The sequence below is a fragment of the Rhizobium sp. CSW-27 genome, from assembly GCF_018760785.1.
In the GTDB taxonomy this organism is placed as follows: Bacteria; Pseudomonadota; Alphaproteobacteria; order Rhizobiales; family Rhizobiaceae; genus Neorhizobium.
Genome location: NZ_JAHHZO010000004.1, coordinates 273,825 through 287,053 on the forward strand (window position 1 = coordinate 273,825; position 13,229 = coordinate 287,053).

A 13,229-nucleotide genomic window follows, 5' to 3' on the forward strand; every position below is an offset into this window, starting at 1 on the left:
CGCTCAGCCCTCCGCCAGGTTGACGAGGATTTCTTCAAGCTCGCGCTGCAACTCGCGGATCTCGGTGCGCACGCGCTTGCGATCGGCGGAATCGATGCGGCCATCGGCCCGCGCGGCGCGCAGTTCCCGCACCACGTCCGCCGCCTCCTGCATCATGTCCAGAATGTCGCCATCGGTGATGCGACGCGCAGGCACGGCAGAAGCGAGCGCCGGCTCCAGCCGGTAGCCCAGCTGCCGCGCCATCTCTTCCGTGATCAGCGGCTTGCCCGCCCGCCGGTCGGCCTCAACCGCCACATCGACGGGTATGAGCCGCTCGAAATTGCCCTCGCGATCATCGGGATCGCAGTTGCGGCAATCGGCATATCGGGACAGAACGGAGACGCTGACGCGCGTCAGCTGCGCAAAGGAGGTCACGCCCCCGCCCAGCTTCAGGCAGGCGTCGGTTGCGCCCTTGAGGCTGAGAATATCTTCATCGAGAATGCTGCGAAGAGAACGCACGAAAGCCCCCTGAGACATGGTCAAGGAAAAACGGGATCGAAAGGATTCCATGAAGCGGGCGGCCTCAGCCGCTACGCATGCGCCAACGAATCAGGAGGGCCGCATGCGAGGCCAAGCACACCAGGCAAGCCAGTGCCGCCGGAACGGAGGCGACCGCCCCGGCGGCCATCCGCAGCCGCCCGCAGGCGGTCCGCTGGCTGCGGAAGAAGGAAAAAAGCCCGACGGGTGGTCCGTGCCCGCCGGGCTTGCGGGGCACCATGCCCCATGCTCTTCTGTTGGTTGCAAATCAAACCAGAGGAGCAATCCAGATGAGCGAAGATTTTCGAGATTCCGAGATCGCAGCGCTGAAAGGACAGATCGAGCGGGCCCATGCGCGCATCGACAAGATGAACAGTCAGGCAGCGGTCTTCCAGGCCGTCATCGCCTGCCTTGTTACAGCCAGTGCGCAGCCGGCCGCGACCATAGAAAAAATCAAGACGATCAAGTTGTTGCGGACGCCCGACGACACGCAGACGGCGCGACAATGGAGCGCAACCGATGATGTGCTCCAGATCACCATCGACACGATTCTTGATTTGGTTACTGCAGCTGAGGGTCCGTCGCCGCAGCAGCATTGATGCGGCTGCTTCTGTAAAATCTGGCGATCGTGCCGTCCGGCCCAGGAACGATCCAAAGACCATGATTGGCCATGGCAAGGCTTTCCTTTGCGGAAAAGCCGCATTCGGCGCCGAGCCGCACAATCTCGGCGTCGTTTTCCGCGCCGTTCGGCAGCTTGCAGGCTTCGTAAAACCGCCAACGCTTCTCCCATTTCTCCAGTGCTGCACGCTCAGCAGGCCCGTCTTCAAGATTTTTCCTGTATCGCCGGAACCCCGCTCCGATAGAGCGAAGAGCGGCAGCACGAACAGAACGGCATCCAATTTTGAGCAGCCGCTTTTTGATCTGCATGGGGATCTCCCTGGAATGGAAACGACAACGGAAAATCGGAGACGCAAATGACGGATGACGAAAGCACGCAAACCGCGAACACCGCGCTGCTCGCTCGCATCGACATTCTGCAGGCGGCCATCACCGCCATTCTGGAAACCCACCCCCACAAGGAGCAGGTCTTGAACCGGCTGCTCACTATGCCAACCCGGCTGGCGGAGGCACGGCAGGACCAGTTCGACGGCGCGCTGTTCACCACTTACGTGGCCGGCGCACAGGATGCCGTCGATGGCATCGTGGAATCGCTGGGGTATTGAGGGCGGGAGGGCGCTCATTGGGCGACCTCGGGCTGTTTGGCAACCGCTGCGGCAAGGGCCTTAAGCGTGACGCAATCAAAGCCTCGGCTTTCGGCGCCCTGCACTGCAGCCAACCAATACTCCGACGGAATAGAGTTCCGCCTGCGCATAGCTTTAGCCGTCCCGTAAGCGACGCCGATGTCATCGGCGAAGTCGGAAAGCGTCAGCCATTTGTCGATTAGGTCGGCGTGCGTCATAGCGAAAGGGTACAATTCATACCCTTTTTGTCAACCTCATCGGATATGACTTGTACCCTTTATATCGGTATTATTCTTAACATGTTGAAGCCAAACGAAAATTTTGAGAAATTTGCGCGTGCGGAGCGGCTTGTCGAAGCCCGTCAAGCGGCCGGTTATTCAAGCGCAGAGAAAGCGGCCGCACGTTTCTCATGGAATGTGAACACATACAAAGCGCACGAGTCCGGCCGAAACGGGTTTGGAATTGCAATTGCAAAGCGATATGCGCAAGCTTTTGGTGTGACAACCGCATGGCTGCAAACCGGAGAGGGTTCTGGTCCGCAGTCAGATCAACCCGCATCGGGCTTGGTGTTATCCAGTGCTCCGATCGGAATGATACCCGTTACCGGGAAGGTTGCCGCAAATAGCTGGCTAAGCGTTGAAGACATGGATTTTGGGTACGACGACATAGATTACGTTCCTTCCACCGGAACCTATCCCATTGAATGGCAATTCGCGTTATCGATTGAAGGTAACTGCCTGAACAAGATTGCCCAGCACGGCGAACGACTTGTTTGCCTCAATATCATTGCAGCGCATGTGGACATTGAGGATGGAGATCTGGCGATCGTTGAGCGGCGACGCTATGGCGGGCAAATGGTGGAGCGCACAGCCAAACGTGTAAGGAAGGCTGCCGATGGATACGAGTTATGGCCGGAAAGCACAGACCCAGCCCATCAAGAGCCAATAAGGCTGTATCGCGCTGCAGATGGCGAAGATATTCAGGTTATCGGCAAGGTTCTCTGGATTATTCGTAAGCCGTAGCACGCACCTTGACTAGTTCATCGATCATAGAAGACTTTCTCAGCTAGGTCCGTGTGTCTTCGCGCTTCATCACGGATCTCTTGCAGGTACTTAAGGCCCTCGCCGAGGCCATAAACAAGTACACCCGCAATGCAAGTGGAAAGCCCGACATAGATTGCCGAAAATGCCCCCAGCCCAAACGAAGGCGAAAACATGATTGCCTGGTAAGATCCGGCCGCAATCATGAGGCCCCCAATCACCCTTATTACAACGTGCATGTTTAGCCTCTCCGCGAGCACACCTGACGAGATTGCACGCTAGATAGATCGCCCTTAACGGGCAACCTCTTTCTAAATCACCATACGCAGCGCCTTCGACCTAGTTCGCATCCTCTCACGTGAGGAATGCCAGCCGGTGCGCTGGGTATTATTTATACCTTTCGCGATTGACAGCGTTGGGTACGATATGTACCTTCAATCTCATCACCTGGTTGTCACCCCCGCCACCTGGTGAAAACGCGAAGCACCGCCACCCCTCGCCCAACCCCGGCGCCCACCCCTGATGGGGTGGCGGTGATCTTCTGCACTCTGCAACTGAGGAGAGAGGCATGCAAACGACGAACACCATGACACAGTCCGAGCGATGGCATGTGAGGGCCATTGAGGCCAAGGGCCGCGAGTTTCTCGCGCTGATCGATGAACTCCGGACCCCGCCGCAGATGGTCAACACCGATGTGGCGGACACGGCCGCATTGGGAATGGCGTCGCAGGCCGCCGCCATCGTCCGGTTTGACCGTGAGCTCAACATCGCTGCCGAACGCATTGAGGAAGCGGTGATGTGGGCCATCAAGCACGTTACCACCTGACCGAATCTGCTTGGCATTGCCGCTGCAGCATCTGGCAGCGGCATCACAAACAGATCTCCCCAAAACCAAGGAGCCATACATGAAAGTCATCCGCCCCAAACTCGTCCGCAACATCCCGCTTGAACTGGCGCAGATCCAGCGCGAGCGCGGCCAGTCCTTGACCAGGGCCGATTTCCGCCAGCTGGGCTACACGGCCGAACAGCTGTGCGACGAAAACATTGCCCGCGCCGCCGAGCTCTTTGCCGAGATGTCCGAGCGTCCCGCCGCCTGAACGGGTCCGCTTGGCATTGCCGCTGCGACCTCCTCCCCGCAGCGGCATCACAAACGGATGGAGTTTCCAGAGATCGAAAACTTCAGTCCTGCCAACCCTCATTTACGTGGAAGGTGCCAGAATTATGCATGAAGATGTGTCTCGTCATGCTTTCGTAGAAGGTCACATGCAGGCGTGGCTTTCGTGCGCCCATGATGGCGGCTGTGGCCTGGTTGTCGGCAATGGCATCGAGCGCGCGCAGGGTCGGTGGTTCGTCTGCGTAGATGCGGGTCAGTTCCGCCTTCCATCGGGCGCAGTCGTCGAGGTTCGGAGCGCGGTTCTCCTCGATGGCGGCCAGCACGTCGTAATAGCGCTTCTGCAGAAGCTGGTGGTCACGCGCCCTGCCGCCGAAGTCGAAGACCAGCTGCAGCGCGCCGATGACCGCCGTGATCATTCCAAGCAGCAGCGTAGCGTTTGTATTGCCCTTGGCAATGTCTGCCGCATAAGCGGTGCCGCCAACGATGACCGCCAGGTTCAGGATGCGCGAAATACCATCCAGCCAGCCACGCCTTGCCACATGATACAGCGCATTGCGCAGCGCCGTGTGGCGCAGACCGTGGACGGCATCAGCGCAGTCATCGTCGGGAGCATCCATCTTCATTTTCCTTTTCTGGGCGGTGGGGGCTGGTTTCCGGCGCCCTTGGTGATGCCACCCGTTTTTCCGGATCCGCCGTCACGTGTTCCCTGCTGTGGTGATGGCCTCGGTGCCGGAGGCGGGCTTGGCTTCTTGTCTGTCATTGAAATCATCCTCTGGTGGTATGTGCACTTGGGGGTGAAGGTGCGTGGCGACTTCGTGACGGTCGCCACGCACCGGCTGATTCTCAGCGATATCAGACCGAATTGCAAATTTCCCGACGACTTATCCACCGGCACAGACGGACTGAACTCTGGGCCAACAACGCAACCGCAGCATGCGCCGCAGATCGACGCGTGAACGGATCCGCTTGGCATTGCCGCTGGGCCCCTATTCCCGCAGCGGCATCACAAACGGATGGAGGTTGTCTTCATGCATCGCAATGCCAAACCATTCGGACCATTCATGCGTCCTCTTGCCATCCCGCCCCGACGGGCCGCATCACCTGCGGTCTTCTTGGCCGTCTGCATCGGCCGGTTCCTGCTCATAGTCGCAGCAATTCTTGCTCTGCTGGCAATGAAGGTGGCGTGACCATGGAGACGCTTCTGCCTTTCATTCCGTGGATGATCACCCTCGTTTGCCTCTGCATCTTGGTGCATTGGCAGATCGCAGGGCTGTCACCCCATGAGCGACGCCGGCTGGAAGATGAAGCACGCCGCGAGGCATTCCACGCCGAGCAACTGGCGCGCCTGCTGCGCGAGACGCGGGGAGATCGCCATTATGTCTGATGCGGCGCTCACCCTGCTTATCTGGCTGCTGTGCGTCGGCGCTGTATGGGCATTGTCCTGCCTGCTGGTCGTCATTGCCTATAACCGCATCCGCTACGACGAGCGCGATGACGGTCCTGAAAACTCCGGCCCTTGGGAGATCCATCATGCTTGACGTATCCCGTGAAGACGTTCAGCAGCTGTATCGTGCGGTTGCCGATGGCGAAAGCCGCGGCGAACTGCTGCAACGCCTCTACGATATCTTTGGCGATAGCTTTGATCTGCGCCCCCCCCGTATCGGAAATGCGGCTGGCAGACAGATGCCGCGATGATGTCGCTGAGGCCTGCCATGGCTGACGACACCCTGTTCACTGCCGAGAAGTCCGCGCTGGCGGCCGCCCTGTCCGTCGTCAAGGATGTGGTGGACCATGGGTCCAAGATCCCGATCCTCACCCATATCCTGATCAGCCGAACCCAGGACGGCAGGGCGCAGCTGACGGCCAGCAATCTCGGCCAGGAAATCTCGGCAGTATTTGCCGCAGAGATCGGCGAGCGGTTCGAGCCGCTGGCCTGCCCCGGCCGCGCGCTGATCGATGTGGTGCGCAATGGCCCGGATCTTCCTTTTGTGGTCAGCCCCCGCAAGAGCATGGGTCGGTTGGAAGGCGTCGAGCTTCGCGCCGGAAAGTATCGGACGCGCCTGCAGGTGTTGCCGGGGCGAGATTTCCCCAGCATGCTGACACCGCAAGATGCAGTGCAACTGTCGCTCAATGCGCCAACCCTTTTGCGCGCCTTGAAGACCGTCGAATGGGCGGCGGAAACCAACCCGCAGCGTTTTGCCTATTGTGGCGTGCACCTCGATCCGCGCGAGGACGGCCTTGCCGTGGTCGCCTCGAATGGCGGGAAGCTGGCCCTTCGCATGATCCCCCCGAACGAATTCGACCAGGAACTTGACGGCGTGCCGTCGATCACCGTTCCGAACGAGGCGATCAAGCCGATCTGCCAGATTCTGGAGCGCAGCGAGGATGTCGAGCTTGATATCAGTGAGGAGCGCTTGCGCGTTTGCGCCGGCAATGCGCAGCTGATCACCAAGCTTTGCGAAGGCCAGTTCCTGCCCTATCGCGTGATCGAGCCGAGCGCGGAGGGCGTGACCGTCCGCATCAGCGCGGCCGCACTCGCCGCCTCCGTCACGCGCGTCCTGACGCTCAACGCCGACAAGTCCAATGGCCTTTCGATCGATGTCACACCGCGCGCCGTGTCGCTCTATCTCCAGCACACCAGCGGCGACGAGGCGCAGGATGAGGCGGAAGCGGAAGCAGACGGCTCCATCCGACAGGGGTTCAATGGAGCCAATCTTCGCGCCGCGCTGGAAAAGATCAACGGCGATGACATTGAGTTCATCATCGGACCAGCCAAGGCACCGGCCATTTTGCGAGCGCCATCCGATCCGCTCACCATGATGGCGCTCGGCCCGATGGTGGTGCGTTGGGCAATGTCCGCAGGGTCGGAGGCGGCCTGATGGCATCAAGGGCGGACCAGGCGCGTCTTTCCCGCATCCGCGCACGGCATATGGACGCCAGCACCGACTGGGCTCTGGTCGCCATGCCGCGTCGTGCTGAACGCATTTCCGTCCGGCTCGCACCGGGTACTGAGCCTGTTGTCATTGCCGTCCTGACGGAAGACTGCAGCTATCAGGACCGCGATTTCTTGCTGAGCGCCCATGATGACGTAGGCTTCCTGCTGGGTCTGCTGGGGCAGGCATTCCAGCGCATCCGCGAGCTCGCCACGCAGCCGCCCGCCCCTCCGAGAACTGACGCCGCCGCGAAGCCGGCTGATTACGCCGCCGAATGCGCCATGAAGTGCCAGGAGCCGATTTTCATCCGCTACCTCGTCGAGCGCCACGGACTGCAGGCGGAGGATGCGGACAGCGTGAAAACCTGCGTGCGCGAGGCGCTCGCCATCGCGTCCCGATCCGAGCTCAATAAAAGCCCGGACGCGGCCGGGCGCTGGCGCGACATGCGGGCCGATTTCGAAGCGTGGAGGGCGCAGTGATGGATACCAGGCAGGATCAGGAGAAGAGTTGATGGGAAGTCCGCAATATTTCGAGGGCGCGAATGCCATCATGCACGCACCTGAGGGCGCCGAAAATGTGCAGGACATGTTCATTTTCCGCAACATCCATACCTGTGTGTCCTGCTGGCAGCTTTCTCCGGAGGAGCTTGCGGAGGTCAACCGCACGGGCCGCGTCTACCTCTCCGTTTTGATGAGCGGCGAACAGCCGCCCGTCTTTGTCGGCTCGGAAGAAGCTGTCCGCAGCGTGGTCGTCGATTTCGGACCCGTATGGCCGAGGACGCCGAAATGAGCAGGCGCGACGAGATCCGGGCCCGCATCATGGCGCGCGTCTCGATCGACGAGACGACCGGCTGCTGGGTCTGGACCGGACCAACATCAGGCACGGAAGGAAGAGGCGCCGGCTACCCGCGCATGGCACTCGGCGGCCAGACTGTCGCGGTGCACCTGGTGATGTGGACCAACGAACACGGTTACATTCCGGGGAAGAAGGAGATTGACCACGTCTGCCGCAACCGGTTGTGCGTACGCCCCCACCCCGACCATCTGGAGCTCGTCACCCGCAAGCGCAATGCGATCCGCCGCGAGCAGGCAAAGCGAATGAAATGTGAGGAGGTTTCGCCATGACGAAATCTGCACTGGTGAAGGCCGCGGATCTCAGGCGCATGGCCGATGTTGCAAAAACGAAGAACGTAACCGTCTGGATTGAGATAGACGGACGACGGATCGGCATTTCTCCGGAGATTTCGGTTGCACAGAAAGAGAACAAGGTCGAGCCTTACGAGGATTTCCACCTGTGAAGGACGACATGCCGCGCAAACCCTACCTGTCCCGTGAGAAGACTAGGCACGGAAAATACGTTTGGTACTTCAAGAGAGGCGGCAAGCGCGTGCGCCTGCCGGAGCCCTATGGTTCCGACGCGTTCAACGCGGCCTATGAGAAAGCACTGTCCGGCAATGCCGTTCAGCCGGACCCGAGAAAACCGAAGACCGGAACATTCCAGTGGCTGGTGGACCAGTATAAGCGCAGCGCCGCATTTGCGGAACTGCAGCCATCCACACGGCGCCAGCGCGACAACATCCTGAAGCAGATCCTGGACGATCCGCGCAATGCCAACGGACCATACGGTGACCTGAACAGGGCCAAGATCAAGGCTGGCCTGGATCGGCGCGCGGGCAAGCCCAATGCTGCCAATAACTATCTCAAGACTATGAGTCACCTGTTCCGCTGGGCAACGGAGGCTGGCTTCTACGAAGTCAGCCCCGCAGCCGGCATTTCAAAGGTAAAAGTCCGCTCGGAAGGATTTCACGCCTGGACGGTGGACGAGGTGGAGCGCTATCGCGCCCACCATCCTGTCGGCACGCGAGCTCGCCTCGCTATCGACATCCTCCTGTTCCTCGGGCTTCGTAGAAGCGACGCCGTCGTGGTCGGGCGGCAGCATATGCGCGACAGCGTCATATCGTTGCGCACCCAGAAGACCGGCCAATGGGTTCATCTGACGGTATTTCGAACGCTGCAGGAATCGATAGACCTGACGGCGACAGGAGATCTCGCTTTCCTGACGACCGAGCGCGGCAAGCCCTTCGCGTCCGCCGCCAGCTTCGGCAACTGGTTTGCCAAGCAGTGCAAGGCGGCGGGACTTCCCGACCACTGCCGGGCGCACGGCCTCAGAAAGGCAGGCGCAACGATCGCTGCCGACGAAGGCGCGACGGCGCATGAACTGATGGCAATGTTCGGCTGGAGCCGGCTTGCGATGGCCGAACTGTACACGCGCGAAGCCGACAAAAAGCGCCTTGCGAGAGGTGCGGCAGAACGTCTGTCGAACAGACTTTAAGTCGTACCCTGTTCCCCGGTCGGTCGCACCTTAAGCAAAATCAATTCATTAAGGTATGATTTGGCGACCCCTGCAGGACTCGAACCTGCGACCTACTGCTTAGAAGGCAGTTGCTCTATCCAGTTGAGCTAAGGGGCCAAAATGGTAAAGCCCGGATCAGTGCGTCCAGGGCTGAAGGCGGTTGAAGCGGAAATTGTCGCTGTAGGACACCGTCTGTCGTGCAGCTTCCTTCGGCATGATCACGCGATATTCGATGCCGTTGCGCTCCGCATAGGCCTTGGCCTGTTCGAGCGATTCGAAGGTAAGGCGAACCTGCTGCTTCATGTCGCTCGAGGAGGTATAACCCAGGATGGGATCGATGCGACGCGGCTCTTCCTGGTCGAACTCCAGAACCCAGAGATGGGTCTTGGCCTTGCCAGACTGCATCGCGGTCTTTGCGGGGCGGAAAATCTTGGCCGTCATACGTCTCAACGCTCCCTTAGGCGCAAATTTCACGCGCCGAAAGTCTTGTATCACCCGTGCGAGGCCGCACATGCCGCAAGGCAGCTGCAAACCTGCCGAAGGTGGATCGGTCGCTTTCGGCAGCGATGGTCGGAGTGGAGAGATTCGAACTCCCGACCCTCTGGTCCCAAACCAGATGCGCTACCAGACTGCGCTACACTCCGTACCAACGATGACAAGGCAGATACACGGTTCCCGTTTTGGCCGCAACTGCAAAATCGTGCCCGTTCCGGCAAGTCCCTGGAAAGGCTGGCACCGGCGTTTCCGCCCCCTCGAACGCCACAACGAATCGGGGCGGAATCCGCATGCCTCAATTTCCCCGGGCGATCTGCGCGCTGTCCACCAGATCGCCGATCGCGATGCCGCGCTTTGCCACGACCCCGCCCTTCAGTTCCAGCACATATTTGACCGGACCACCGGAGGGAATGATCGTCTCCGACAGGGGCACGGCACCCTGATGGATATTCACGATGCGCCCCCTGGCGTCGATGAACAGCATGTCGAGCGGAATGAGCGTGTTGCGCATCCACATCGCCACCGCACGAGAGTCACCGAAATCGAACAGCATGCCGTGATCCTCGGCCATTTCGGTGCGATACATCAGCCCCTGCTGACGCTGCTCGGCATCCAGCGCCAGTTCCACGGTGAAATCCTGTCGTCCGCCGGAAAAGGTCAGAATCGACAGCGGCTCGCTGTCGAACCGCACCTGGGCTGCGGCGACAGTGGCCAGAAACGCAAAGAGCGCCATCATGGCGCTCGCAACAAGAGTCTTCGCAACAATACGCATCAATGAGCCCTTGGCAGAACGCTCGGACCATCGGGGTGAATTTCGGCAGCCATAAGGCCTTTGTCGCCATAACCGAAGCGTACCAGCACGACCTGGCCCGGCCGCAGTTCCGTCAGGCCGAAGCGCCGCAGGGTCTCCATGTGAATGAAGATGTCCTCGGTTCCCTCGCCGCGCGTCAGGAAGCCGAAGCCCTTGGTGCGATTGAACCACTTCACCAGCGCCCGCTCCAGCCCACTGGTCGGCGTCACCTGAACATGGGTGCGCACCGGCGGCATCTGCGAAGGATGCACCGCCGTCGACTGGTCCATGGAAAGGATGCGGAAGGCCTGATAGCCGCGGTCGCGACGCTGGATCAGCGCAACAATGCGAGTGCCCTCGAGAATCGTCTGGTAGCCGTCCCTGCGCAGGCAGGTCACATGCAGAAGCACGTCCTGCATGCCGTTGTCCGGCACGATGAAACCGAACCCCTTGGCAACGTCGAACCACTTCACCACGCCGGTGATCTCGATCAGTTCTACCGGCTCGCCGCCGAGTTCCTCGAAACTCGCAACGTCCTTCGATGACATTCTGTCCGCCATACTGTCAGCCCCTGGATTACGCGTCACGGTCGATCGGTTAACTGATTCTTAGAGGATATGTTAACATTGCGCCGTTCGTCCAGCGCAAGACCCTGCTCACGTGTTATCCCTTTCTTTATAGGGTAAACGCCTTGCCTGAGGCTGACCAGTGCTGCATATCCCAGCAGCGCCCGGCATTACCGGGAGCGCACGATCAGGAGGAAAGCCATCCATGCGCTATCTGCACACCATGGTCCGGGTCAAGGACCTCGATGCCTCGCTTGATTTCTACACCCGCATTTTCGGACTGAAGGAAGTCCGCCGCATCGAAAACGACAAGGGTCGCTTCACGCTGATCTTCCTCGCCGCCGACGAGGATGCGGAGGCCGGCGAAACCCTGCGCGCGCCGCTTCTCGAGCTGACCTACAACTGGGATCCGGAAGACTATACCGGCGGCCGCAATTTCGGCCATCTCGCCTATGAGGTGGACAATATCTATGACACCTGCCAGCGGCTGATGGATCTCGGCGTCACCATCAACCGTCCGCCGCGCGATGGCAACATGGCTTTCGTCCGTTCGCCGGACGGCATTTCCATCGAGCTGCTGCAGAAAGGCCCGGCACTGGAGCCGGCCGAACCCTGGGCCTCGATGCCGAACACCGGCAGCTGGTAATCCCGCAGGCCTTCAGCCAGTCTGGCCAGAAGACGCCGGCGCCTCACCCGCGCCGGCGTCTTTGTGTTTGCGCGGCATGCCCGCCCGGCCACCCGCCATAAGCCTGACGCAGGCTTACCCAGGCATTTTCGGTCCCACAGACGATCCACCGAGACCATGCCGCATGCGATACCCAAGCCTCAAAGCCCTCCGGCTGTCCTGCACCGTGCTCACCCTGATGAGCCTCGGCCTTGGCCTGTCCGGCTGCGTCAATCTGCTGGCAAAGGCCAGGCCGGCAGTCAGTGCTTCGGCCAAGCCGGATCCTGCGACTGCGCCGAGCGCGCCGGAAAGGAAGACGGCAACCGCCAGCGGCGCTGCCGCTCAGACAGCCGCCACAGCCTATGTCGATCCGATGGTGATCTCTGCCGATGGCACGCCGCGCCGTCGAAGCCGCGCCTACCGACCGCCGGAGCCGGCCGAAACGCAGGCCGCGATACCGCCGGCGGAAACGGCACCCCAGGCGACCACCGATCTCGCCGCCCTGGTCAACCAGCCGACGGCGGTGCGGGCAGGCAGCAGCAGCCTCTACTCGGTCGCGGAACCGCCTGTTGCTGCGACCGGACCCACCGCCGGCATGGCCCAGCCGGTCCTTCCCGTCGGCCGCATCAATCCCATGGCCGGCAGCGTCTTCAGCGCCCAGGCAGTGCCGGCTGCCCAATCCGCAACGGGCAGCGGCGATGGACTGTGGTGATCCGCCGGCTGCCAGATTGAGTCAACGCCGCCGGTTAATCTTTTGATAAGGCGCAGCTTTTCCTTGTCCACAGGCAGCAGGCCGGCGCCTCCAAATTTTGTGTCATTTTTGCAAAATGACGCTTGCCTCCGCCAAATCCGCCGCCTATAAGGGCGCCACACAACGAAGCGCACGCGCCCTTCGTCTATCGGTTAGGACACCAGATTTTCATTCTGGGAAGAGGGGTTCGACTCCCCTAGGGCGTGCCACTTCCATCTTTTTCTCCCTCCCTGCAGGCTTGCTCAGATACGGACATCGCGCGTCCTGTGCTGTCGCGCCGGCGCTCAATCCACAGCCCTGAAAAAGATGTCGTTTGACGCAATTTTTCGCTTGCATGCGAAAAAACTCCGCTTATAAGGGCGCCACAACGAAGCGCACGCGCCCTTCGTCTATCGGTTAGGACACCAGATTTTCATTCTGGGAAGAGGGGTTCGACTCCCCTAGGGCGTGCCACTTCCACATTCATCCTCCCTCTTAGATGAACTTAACGTCGCTTATGAACGAGCCGGCACAGACGCTTGTTTCTGAACAGTTTTCTGGTTTTCCACAGATCGCCGTCGACCACGATTTTTTTACAGTTTCCACGCCCCGGATGCGAATTTGACGCTTGCATGACAATCGGCTCCCGCCTATAAGGGCGCCACACAACGAAGCGCACGCGCCCTTCGTCTATCGGTTAGGACACCAGATTTTCATTCTGGGAAGAGGGGTTCGACTCCCCTAGGGCGTGCCACTTCACTCTTCCAGGACATTGACGGCAAGGACGC

General features: G+C 60.4%; 24 protein-coding genes and 5 tRNA genes. 20 read left to right on the forward strand and 9 right to left on the reverse strand.

Annotated elements, in window-relative coordinates:
- Positions 1–3 precede the first annotated feature (3 nt).
- Positions 4–498 (reverse strand): phage regulatory CII family protein, encoded by a 495-nt coding sequence (locus KLP42_RS10320; protein ID WP_353844855.1) that lies wholly within the window; start codon positions 496–498, stop codon positions 4–6.
- Positions 499–806: 308 nt separating this feature from the next.
- Between KLP42_RS10320 and KLP42_RS10325 the strand changes: the two genes are divergently transcribed.
- A complete protein-coding gene (locus KLP42_RS10325; RefSeq protein ID WP_215566417.1) occupies positions 807–1,115 on the forward strand; it encodes a hypothetical protein in 309 nt (102 codons plus the stop codon).
- On the opposite strand, the gene KLP42_RS10330 is transcribed toward KLP42_RS10325, so the two are convergent.
- On the reverse strand, positions 1,078–1,443 hold the full coding sequence (locus KLP42_RS10330) for a hypothetical protein (RefSeq protein ID WP_215566420.1): 366 nt from the start codon (positions 1,441–1,443) through the stop codon (positions 1,078–1,080). The genes KLP42_RS10325 and KLP42_RS10330 overlap by 38 nt on opposite strands.
- Positions 1,444–1,490: 47 nt before the next feature.
- Between KLP42_RS10330 and KLP42_RS10335 the strand changes: the two genes are divergently transcribed.
- Positions 1,491–1,739 carry a hypothetical protein gene (locus KLP42_RS10335; protein WP_215566421.1) on the forward strand — a complete coding sequence of 83 codons (249 nt, stop codon included), beginning with the start codon at positions 1,491–1,493 and terminating at the stop codon, positions 1,737–1,739.
- 14 nt (positions 1,740–1,753) lie between these two features.
- Here KLP42_RS10335 and KLP42_RS10340 read toward each other — a convergent pair whose 3' ends face one another.
- Positions 1,754–1,975 (reverse strand): hypothetical protein, encoded by a 222-nt coding sequence (locus tag KLP42_RS10340; RefSeq protein ID WP_215566423.1) that lies wholly within the window; start codon positions 1,973–1,975, stop codon positions 1,754–1,756.
- Positions 1,976–2,056: 81 nt separating this feature from the next.
- On the opposite strand from KLP42_RS10340, the gene KLP42_RS10345 reads away from it, so the two are divergent.
- The 3 genes from KLP42_RS10345 (at position 2,057) to KLP42_RS10355 (ending at position 3,894) form a co-directional block, all read left to right on the forward strand.
- On the forward strand, positions 2,057–2,779 hold the full coding sequence (locus KLP42_RS10345) for a LexA family transcriptional regulator (protein ID WP_215566425.1): 723 nt from the start codon (positions 2,057–2,059) through the stop codon (positions 2,777–2,779).
- Positions 2,780–3,365: 586 nt separating this feature from the next.
- A complete protein-coding gene (locus tag KLP42_RS10350; protein WP_215566427.1) occupies positions 3,366–3,623 on the forward strand; it encodes an Acb2/Tad1 domain-containing protein in 258 nt (85 codons plus the stop codon).
- A 79-nt stretch (positions 3,624–3,702) separates the two neighbouring features.
- A complete protein-coding gene (locus tag KLP42_RS10355) occupies positions 3,703–3,894 on the forward strand; it encodes a hypothetical protein (protein ID WP_215566430.1) in 192 nt (63 codons plus the stop codon).
- A gap of 82 nt (positions 3,895–3,976) precedes the next feature.
- On the opposite strand, the gene KLP42_RS10360 is transcribed toward KLP42_RS10355, so the two are convergent.
- The gene (locus KLP42_RS10360) at positions 3,977–4,528 is read right to left on the reverse strand and encodes a hypothetical protein (protein ID WP_215566432.1); all 552 of its coding nucleotides are present in this window, start codon (positions 4,526–4,528) and stop codon (positions 3,977–3,979) included.
- On the opposite strand from KLP42_RS10360, the gene KLP42_RS10365 reads away from it, so the two are divergent.
- The 10 genes from KLP42_RS10365 to KLP42_RS10410 all read left to right on the forward strand — a co-directional run bounded on the left by KLP42_RS10365 (position 4,490) and on the right by KLP42_RS10410 (position 9,175).
- Complete coding sequence (locus KLP42_RS10365) at positions 4,490–4,867, forward strand: hypothetical protein (RefSeq protein WP_215566434.1); 378 nt, start codon at positions 4,490–4,492, stop codon at positions 4,865–4,867. The genes KLP42_RS10360 and KLP42_RS10365 overlap by 39 nt on opposite strands.
- A gap of 233 nt (positions 4,868–5,100) precedes the next feature.
- On the forward strand, positions 5,101–5,295 hold the full coding sequence (locus tag KLP42_RS10370; protein WP_215566436.1) for a hypothetical protein: 195 nt from the start codon (positions 5,101–5,103) through the stop codon (positions 5,293–5,295).
- Entirely contained in the window at positions 5,288–5,449 is a 162-nt protein-coding gene (locus tag KLP42_RS10375) for a hypothetical protein (RefSeq protein ID WP_215566438.1), read from the forward strand. Before KLP42_RS10370 ends, KLP42_RS10375 begins: the two co-directional genes overlap by 8 nt.
- On the forward strand, positions 5,442–5,606 hold the full coding sequence (locus tag KLP42_RS10380) for a hypothetical protein (RefSeq protein WP_215566440.1): 165 nt from the start codon (positions 5,442–5,444) through the stop codon (positions 5,604–5,606). Before KLP42_RS10375 ends, KLP42_RS10380 begins: the two co-directional genes overlap by 8 nt.
- 17 nt (positions 5,607–5,623) lie before the next feature.
- Positions 5,624–6,790, forward strand: coding sequence for a DNA polymerase III subunit beta (locus KLP42_RS10385; RefSeq protein WP_215566442.1), 1,167 nt, complete (start codon positions 5,624–5,626; stop codon positions 6,788–6,790).
- Positions 6,790–7,323 carry a hypothetical protein gene (locus tag KLP42_RS10390; protein ID WP_215566444.1) on the forward strand — a complete coding sequence of 178 codons (534 nt, stop codon included), beginning with the start codon at positions 6,790–6,792 and terminating at the stop codon, positions 7,321–7,323. The genes KLP42_RS10385 and KLP42_RS10390 overlap by 1 nt, the downstream gene beginning before the upstream one ends.
- 31 nt (positions 7,324–7,354) lie before the next feature.
- A complete protein-coding gene (locus KLP42_RS10395; RefSeq protein ID WP_215566446.1) occupies positions 7,355–7,633 on the forward strand; it encodes a hypothetical protein in 279 nt (92 codons plus the stop codon).
- On the forward strand, positions 7,630–7,968 hold the full coding sequence (locus KLP42_RS10400) for an HNH endonuclease signature motif containing protein (protein WP_215566449.1): 339 nt from the start codon (positions 7,630–7,632) through the stop codon (positions 7,966–7,968). The genes KLP42_RS10395 and KLP42_RS10400 overlap by 4 nt, the downstream gene beginning before the upstream one ends.
- Positions 7,965–8,141: a hypothetical protein gene (locus KLP42_RS10405; protein ID WP_215566451.1), complete on the forward strand. Its 177-nt coding sequence runs from the start codon at positions 7,965–7,967 to the stop codon at positions 8,139–8,141. Before KLP42_RS10400 ends, KLP42_RS10405 begins: the two co-directional genes overlap by 4 nt.
- The gene (locus tag KLP42_RS10410; protein ID WP_353844856.1) at positions 8,138–9,175 is read left to right on the forward strand and encodes a site-specific integrase; all 1,038 of its coding nucleotides are present in this window, start codon (positions 8,138–8,140) and stop codon (positions 9,173–9,175) included. Before KLP42_RS10405 ends, KLP42_RS10410 begins: the two co-directional genes overlap by 4 nt.
- A gap of 61 nt (positions 9,176–9,236) precedes the next feature.
- Here KLP42_RS10410 and KLP42_RS10415 read toward each other — a convergent pair.
- The 5 genes from KLP42_RS10415 to KLP42_RS10435 all read right to left on the reverse strand — a co-directional run bounded on the left by KLP42_RS10415 (position 9,237) and on the right by KLP42_RS10435 (position 11,041).
- Positions 9,237–9,313, reverse strand: a tRNA-Arg gene (locus tag KLP42_RS10415).
- Between the two features lie 18 nt (positions 9,314–9,331).
- Entirely contained in the window at positions 9,332–9,637 is a 306-nt protein-coding gene (locus KLP42_RS10420; RefSeq protein WP_215566453.1) for an ETC complex I subunit, read from the reverse strand.
- A 126-nt stretch (positions 9,638–9,763) separates the two neighbouring features.
- Positions 9,764–9,840, reverse strand: a tRNA-Pro gene (locus KLP42_RS10425).
- Positions 9,841–9,986: 146 nt separating this feature from the next.
- Positions 9,987–10,463 carry a DUF192 domain-containing protein gene (locus KLP42_RS10430; RefSeq protein WP_215566455.1) on the reverse strand — a complete coding sequence of 159 codons (477 nt, stop codon included), beginning with the start codon at positions 10,461–10,463 and terminating at the stop codon, positions 9,987–9,989.
- On the reverse strand, positions 10,463–11,041 hold the full coding sequence (locus KLP42_RS10435) for a cold-shock protein (protein WP_215566457.1): 579 nt from the start codon (positions 11,039–11,041) through the stop codon (positions 10,463–10,465). Before KLP42_RS10435 ends, KLP42_RS10430 begins: the two co-directional genes overlap by 1 nt.
- Before the next feature lie 211 nt (positions 11,042–11,252).
- On the opposite strand from KLP42_RS10435, the gene gloA reads away from it, so the two are divergent.
- The 5 genes from gloA to KLP42_RS10460 all read left to right on the forward strand — a co-directional run bounded on the left by gloA (position 11,253) and on the right by KLP42_RS10460 (position 13,195).
- On the forward strand, positions 11,253–11,693 hold the full coding sequence (gene gloA / locus KLP42_RS10440; protein ID WP_215566460.1) for a lactoylglutathione lyase: 441 nt from the start codon (positions 11,253–11,255) through the stop codon (positions 11,691–11,693).
- A gap of 163 nt (positions 11,694–11,856) precedes the next feature.
- Positions 11,857–12,423, forward strand: coding sequence for a hypothetical protein (locus KLP42_RS10445; protein ID WP_215566462.1), 567 nt, complete (start codon positions 11,857–11,859; stop codon positions 12,421–12,423).
- Positions 12,424–12,596: 173 nt separating this feature from the next.
- Positions 12,597–12,671, forward strand: a tRNA-Glu gene (locus tag KLP42_RS10450).
- A gap of 169 nt (positions 12,672–12,840) precedes the next feature.
- Positions 12,841–12,915, forward strand: a tRNA-Glu gene (locus KLP42_RS10455).
- Between the two features lie 205 nt (positions 12,916–13,120).
- Positions 13,121–13,195 (forward strand) — tRNA-Glu (locus KLP42_RS10460).
- Positions 13,196–13,229: the final 34 nt, after the last annotated feature.

What these genes read in the sequence shown, in the direction of transcription:
- KLP42_RS10380 (WP_215566440.1), top strand. Translation starts at nt 5,442, where the DNA reads ATGCTTGACGTATCCCGTGAAGACGTTCAGCAGCTGTATCGTGCGGTT.
- KLP42_RS10340 (WP_215566423.1), bottom strand. Translation starts at nt 1,975, where the DNA reads ATGACGCACGCCGACCTAATCGACAAATGGCTGACGCTTTCCGACTTC.
- KLP42_RS10360 (WP_215566432.1), bottom strand. Translation starts at nt 4,528, where the DNA reads ATGGATGCTCCCGACGATGACTGCGCTGATGCCGTCCACGGTCTGCGC.
- KLP42_RS10390 (WP_215566444.1), top strand. Translation starts at nt 6,790, where the DNA reads ATGGCATCAAGGGCGGACCAGGCGCGTCTTTCCCGCATCCGCGCACGG.
- KLP42_RS10395 (WP_215566446.1), top strand. Translation starts at nt 7,355, where the DNA reads ATGGGAAGTCCGCAATATTTCGAGGGCGCGAATGCCATCATGCACGCA.
- KLP42_RS10385 (WP_215566442.1), top strand. Translation starts at nt 5,624, where the DNA reads ATGGCTGACGACACCCTGTTCACTGCCGAGAAGTCCGCGCTGGCGGCC.
- KLP42_RS10335 (WP_215566421.1), top strand. Translation starts at nt 1,491, where the DNA reads ATGACGGATGACGAAAGCACGCAAACCGCGAACACCGCGCTGCTCGCT.
- KLP42_RS10445 (WP_215566462.1), top strand. Translation starts at nt 11,857, where the DNA reads ATGCGATACCCAAGCCTCAAAGCCCTCCGGCTGTCCTGCACCGTGCTC.
- KLP42_RS10430 (WP_215566455.1), bottom strand. Translation starts at nt 10,463, where the DNA reads ATGCGTATTGTTGCGAAGACTCTTGTTGCGAGCGCCATGATGGCGCTC.
- gloA (WP_215566460.1), top strand. Translation starts at nt 11,253, where the DNA reads ATGCGCTATCTGCACACCATGGTCCGGGTCAAGGACCTCGATGCCTCG.
- KLP42_RS10355 (WP_215566430.1), top strand. Translation starts at nt 3,703, where the DNA reads ATGAAAGTCATCCGCCCCAAACTCGTCCGCAACATCCCGCTTGAACTG.
- KLP42_RS10330 (WP_215566420.1), bottom strand. Translation starts at nt 1,443, where the DNA reads ATGCAGATCAAAAAGCGGCTGCTCAAAATTGGATGCCGTTCTGTTCGT.
- KLP42_RS10325 (WP_215566417.1), top strand. Translation starts at nt 807, where the DNA reads ATGAGCGAAGATTTTCGAGATTCCGAGATCGCAGCGCTGAAAGGACAG.
- KLP42_RS10405 (WP_215566451.1), top strand. Translation starts at nt 7,965, where the DNA reads ATGACGAAATCTGCACTGGTGAAGGCCGCGGATCTCAGGCGCATGGCC.
- KLP42_RS10370 (WP_215566436.1), top strand. Translation starts at nt 5,101, where the DNA reads ATGGAGACGCTTCTGCCTTTCATTCCGTGGATGATCACCCTCGTTTGC.
- KLP42_RS10420 (WP_215566453.1), bottom strand. Translation starts at nt 9,637, where the DNA reads ATGACGGCCAAGATTTTCCGCCCCGCAAAGACCGCGATGCAGTCTGGC.
- KLP42_RS10375 (WP_215566438.1), top strand. Translation starts at nt 5,288, where the DNA reads ATGTCTGATGCGGCGCTCACCCTGCTTATCTGGCTGCTGTGCGTCGGC.
- KLP42_RS10435 (WP_215566457.1), bottom strand. Translation starts at nt 11,041, where the DNA reads ATGGCGGACAGAATGTCATCGAAGGACGTTGCGAGTTTCGAGGAACTC.
- KLP42_RS10350 (WP_215566427.1), top strand. Translation starts at nt 3,366, where the DNA reads ATGCAAACGACGAACACCATGACACAGTCCGAGCGATGGCATGTGAGG.
- KLP42_RS10345 (WP_215566425.1), top strand. Translation starts at nt 2,057, where the DNA reads ATGTTGAAGCCAAACGAAAATTTTGAGAAATTTGCGCGTGCGGAGCGG.
- KLP42_RS10400 (WP_215566449.1), top strand. Translation starts at nt 7,630, where the DNA reads ATGAGCAGGCGCGACGAGATCCGGGCCCGCATCATGGCGCGCGTCTCG.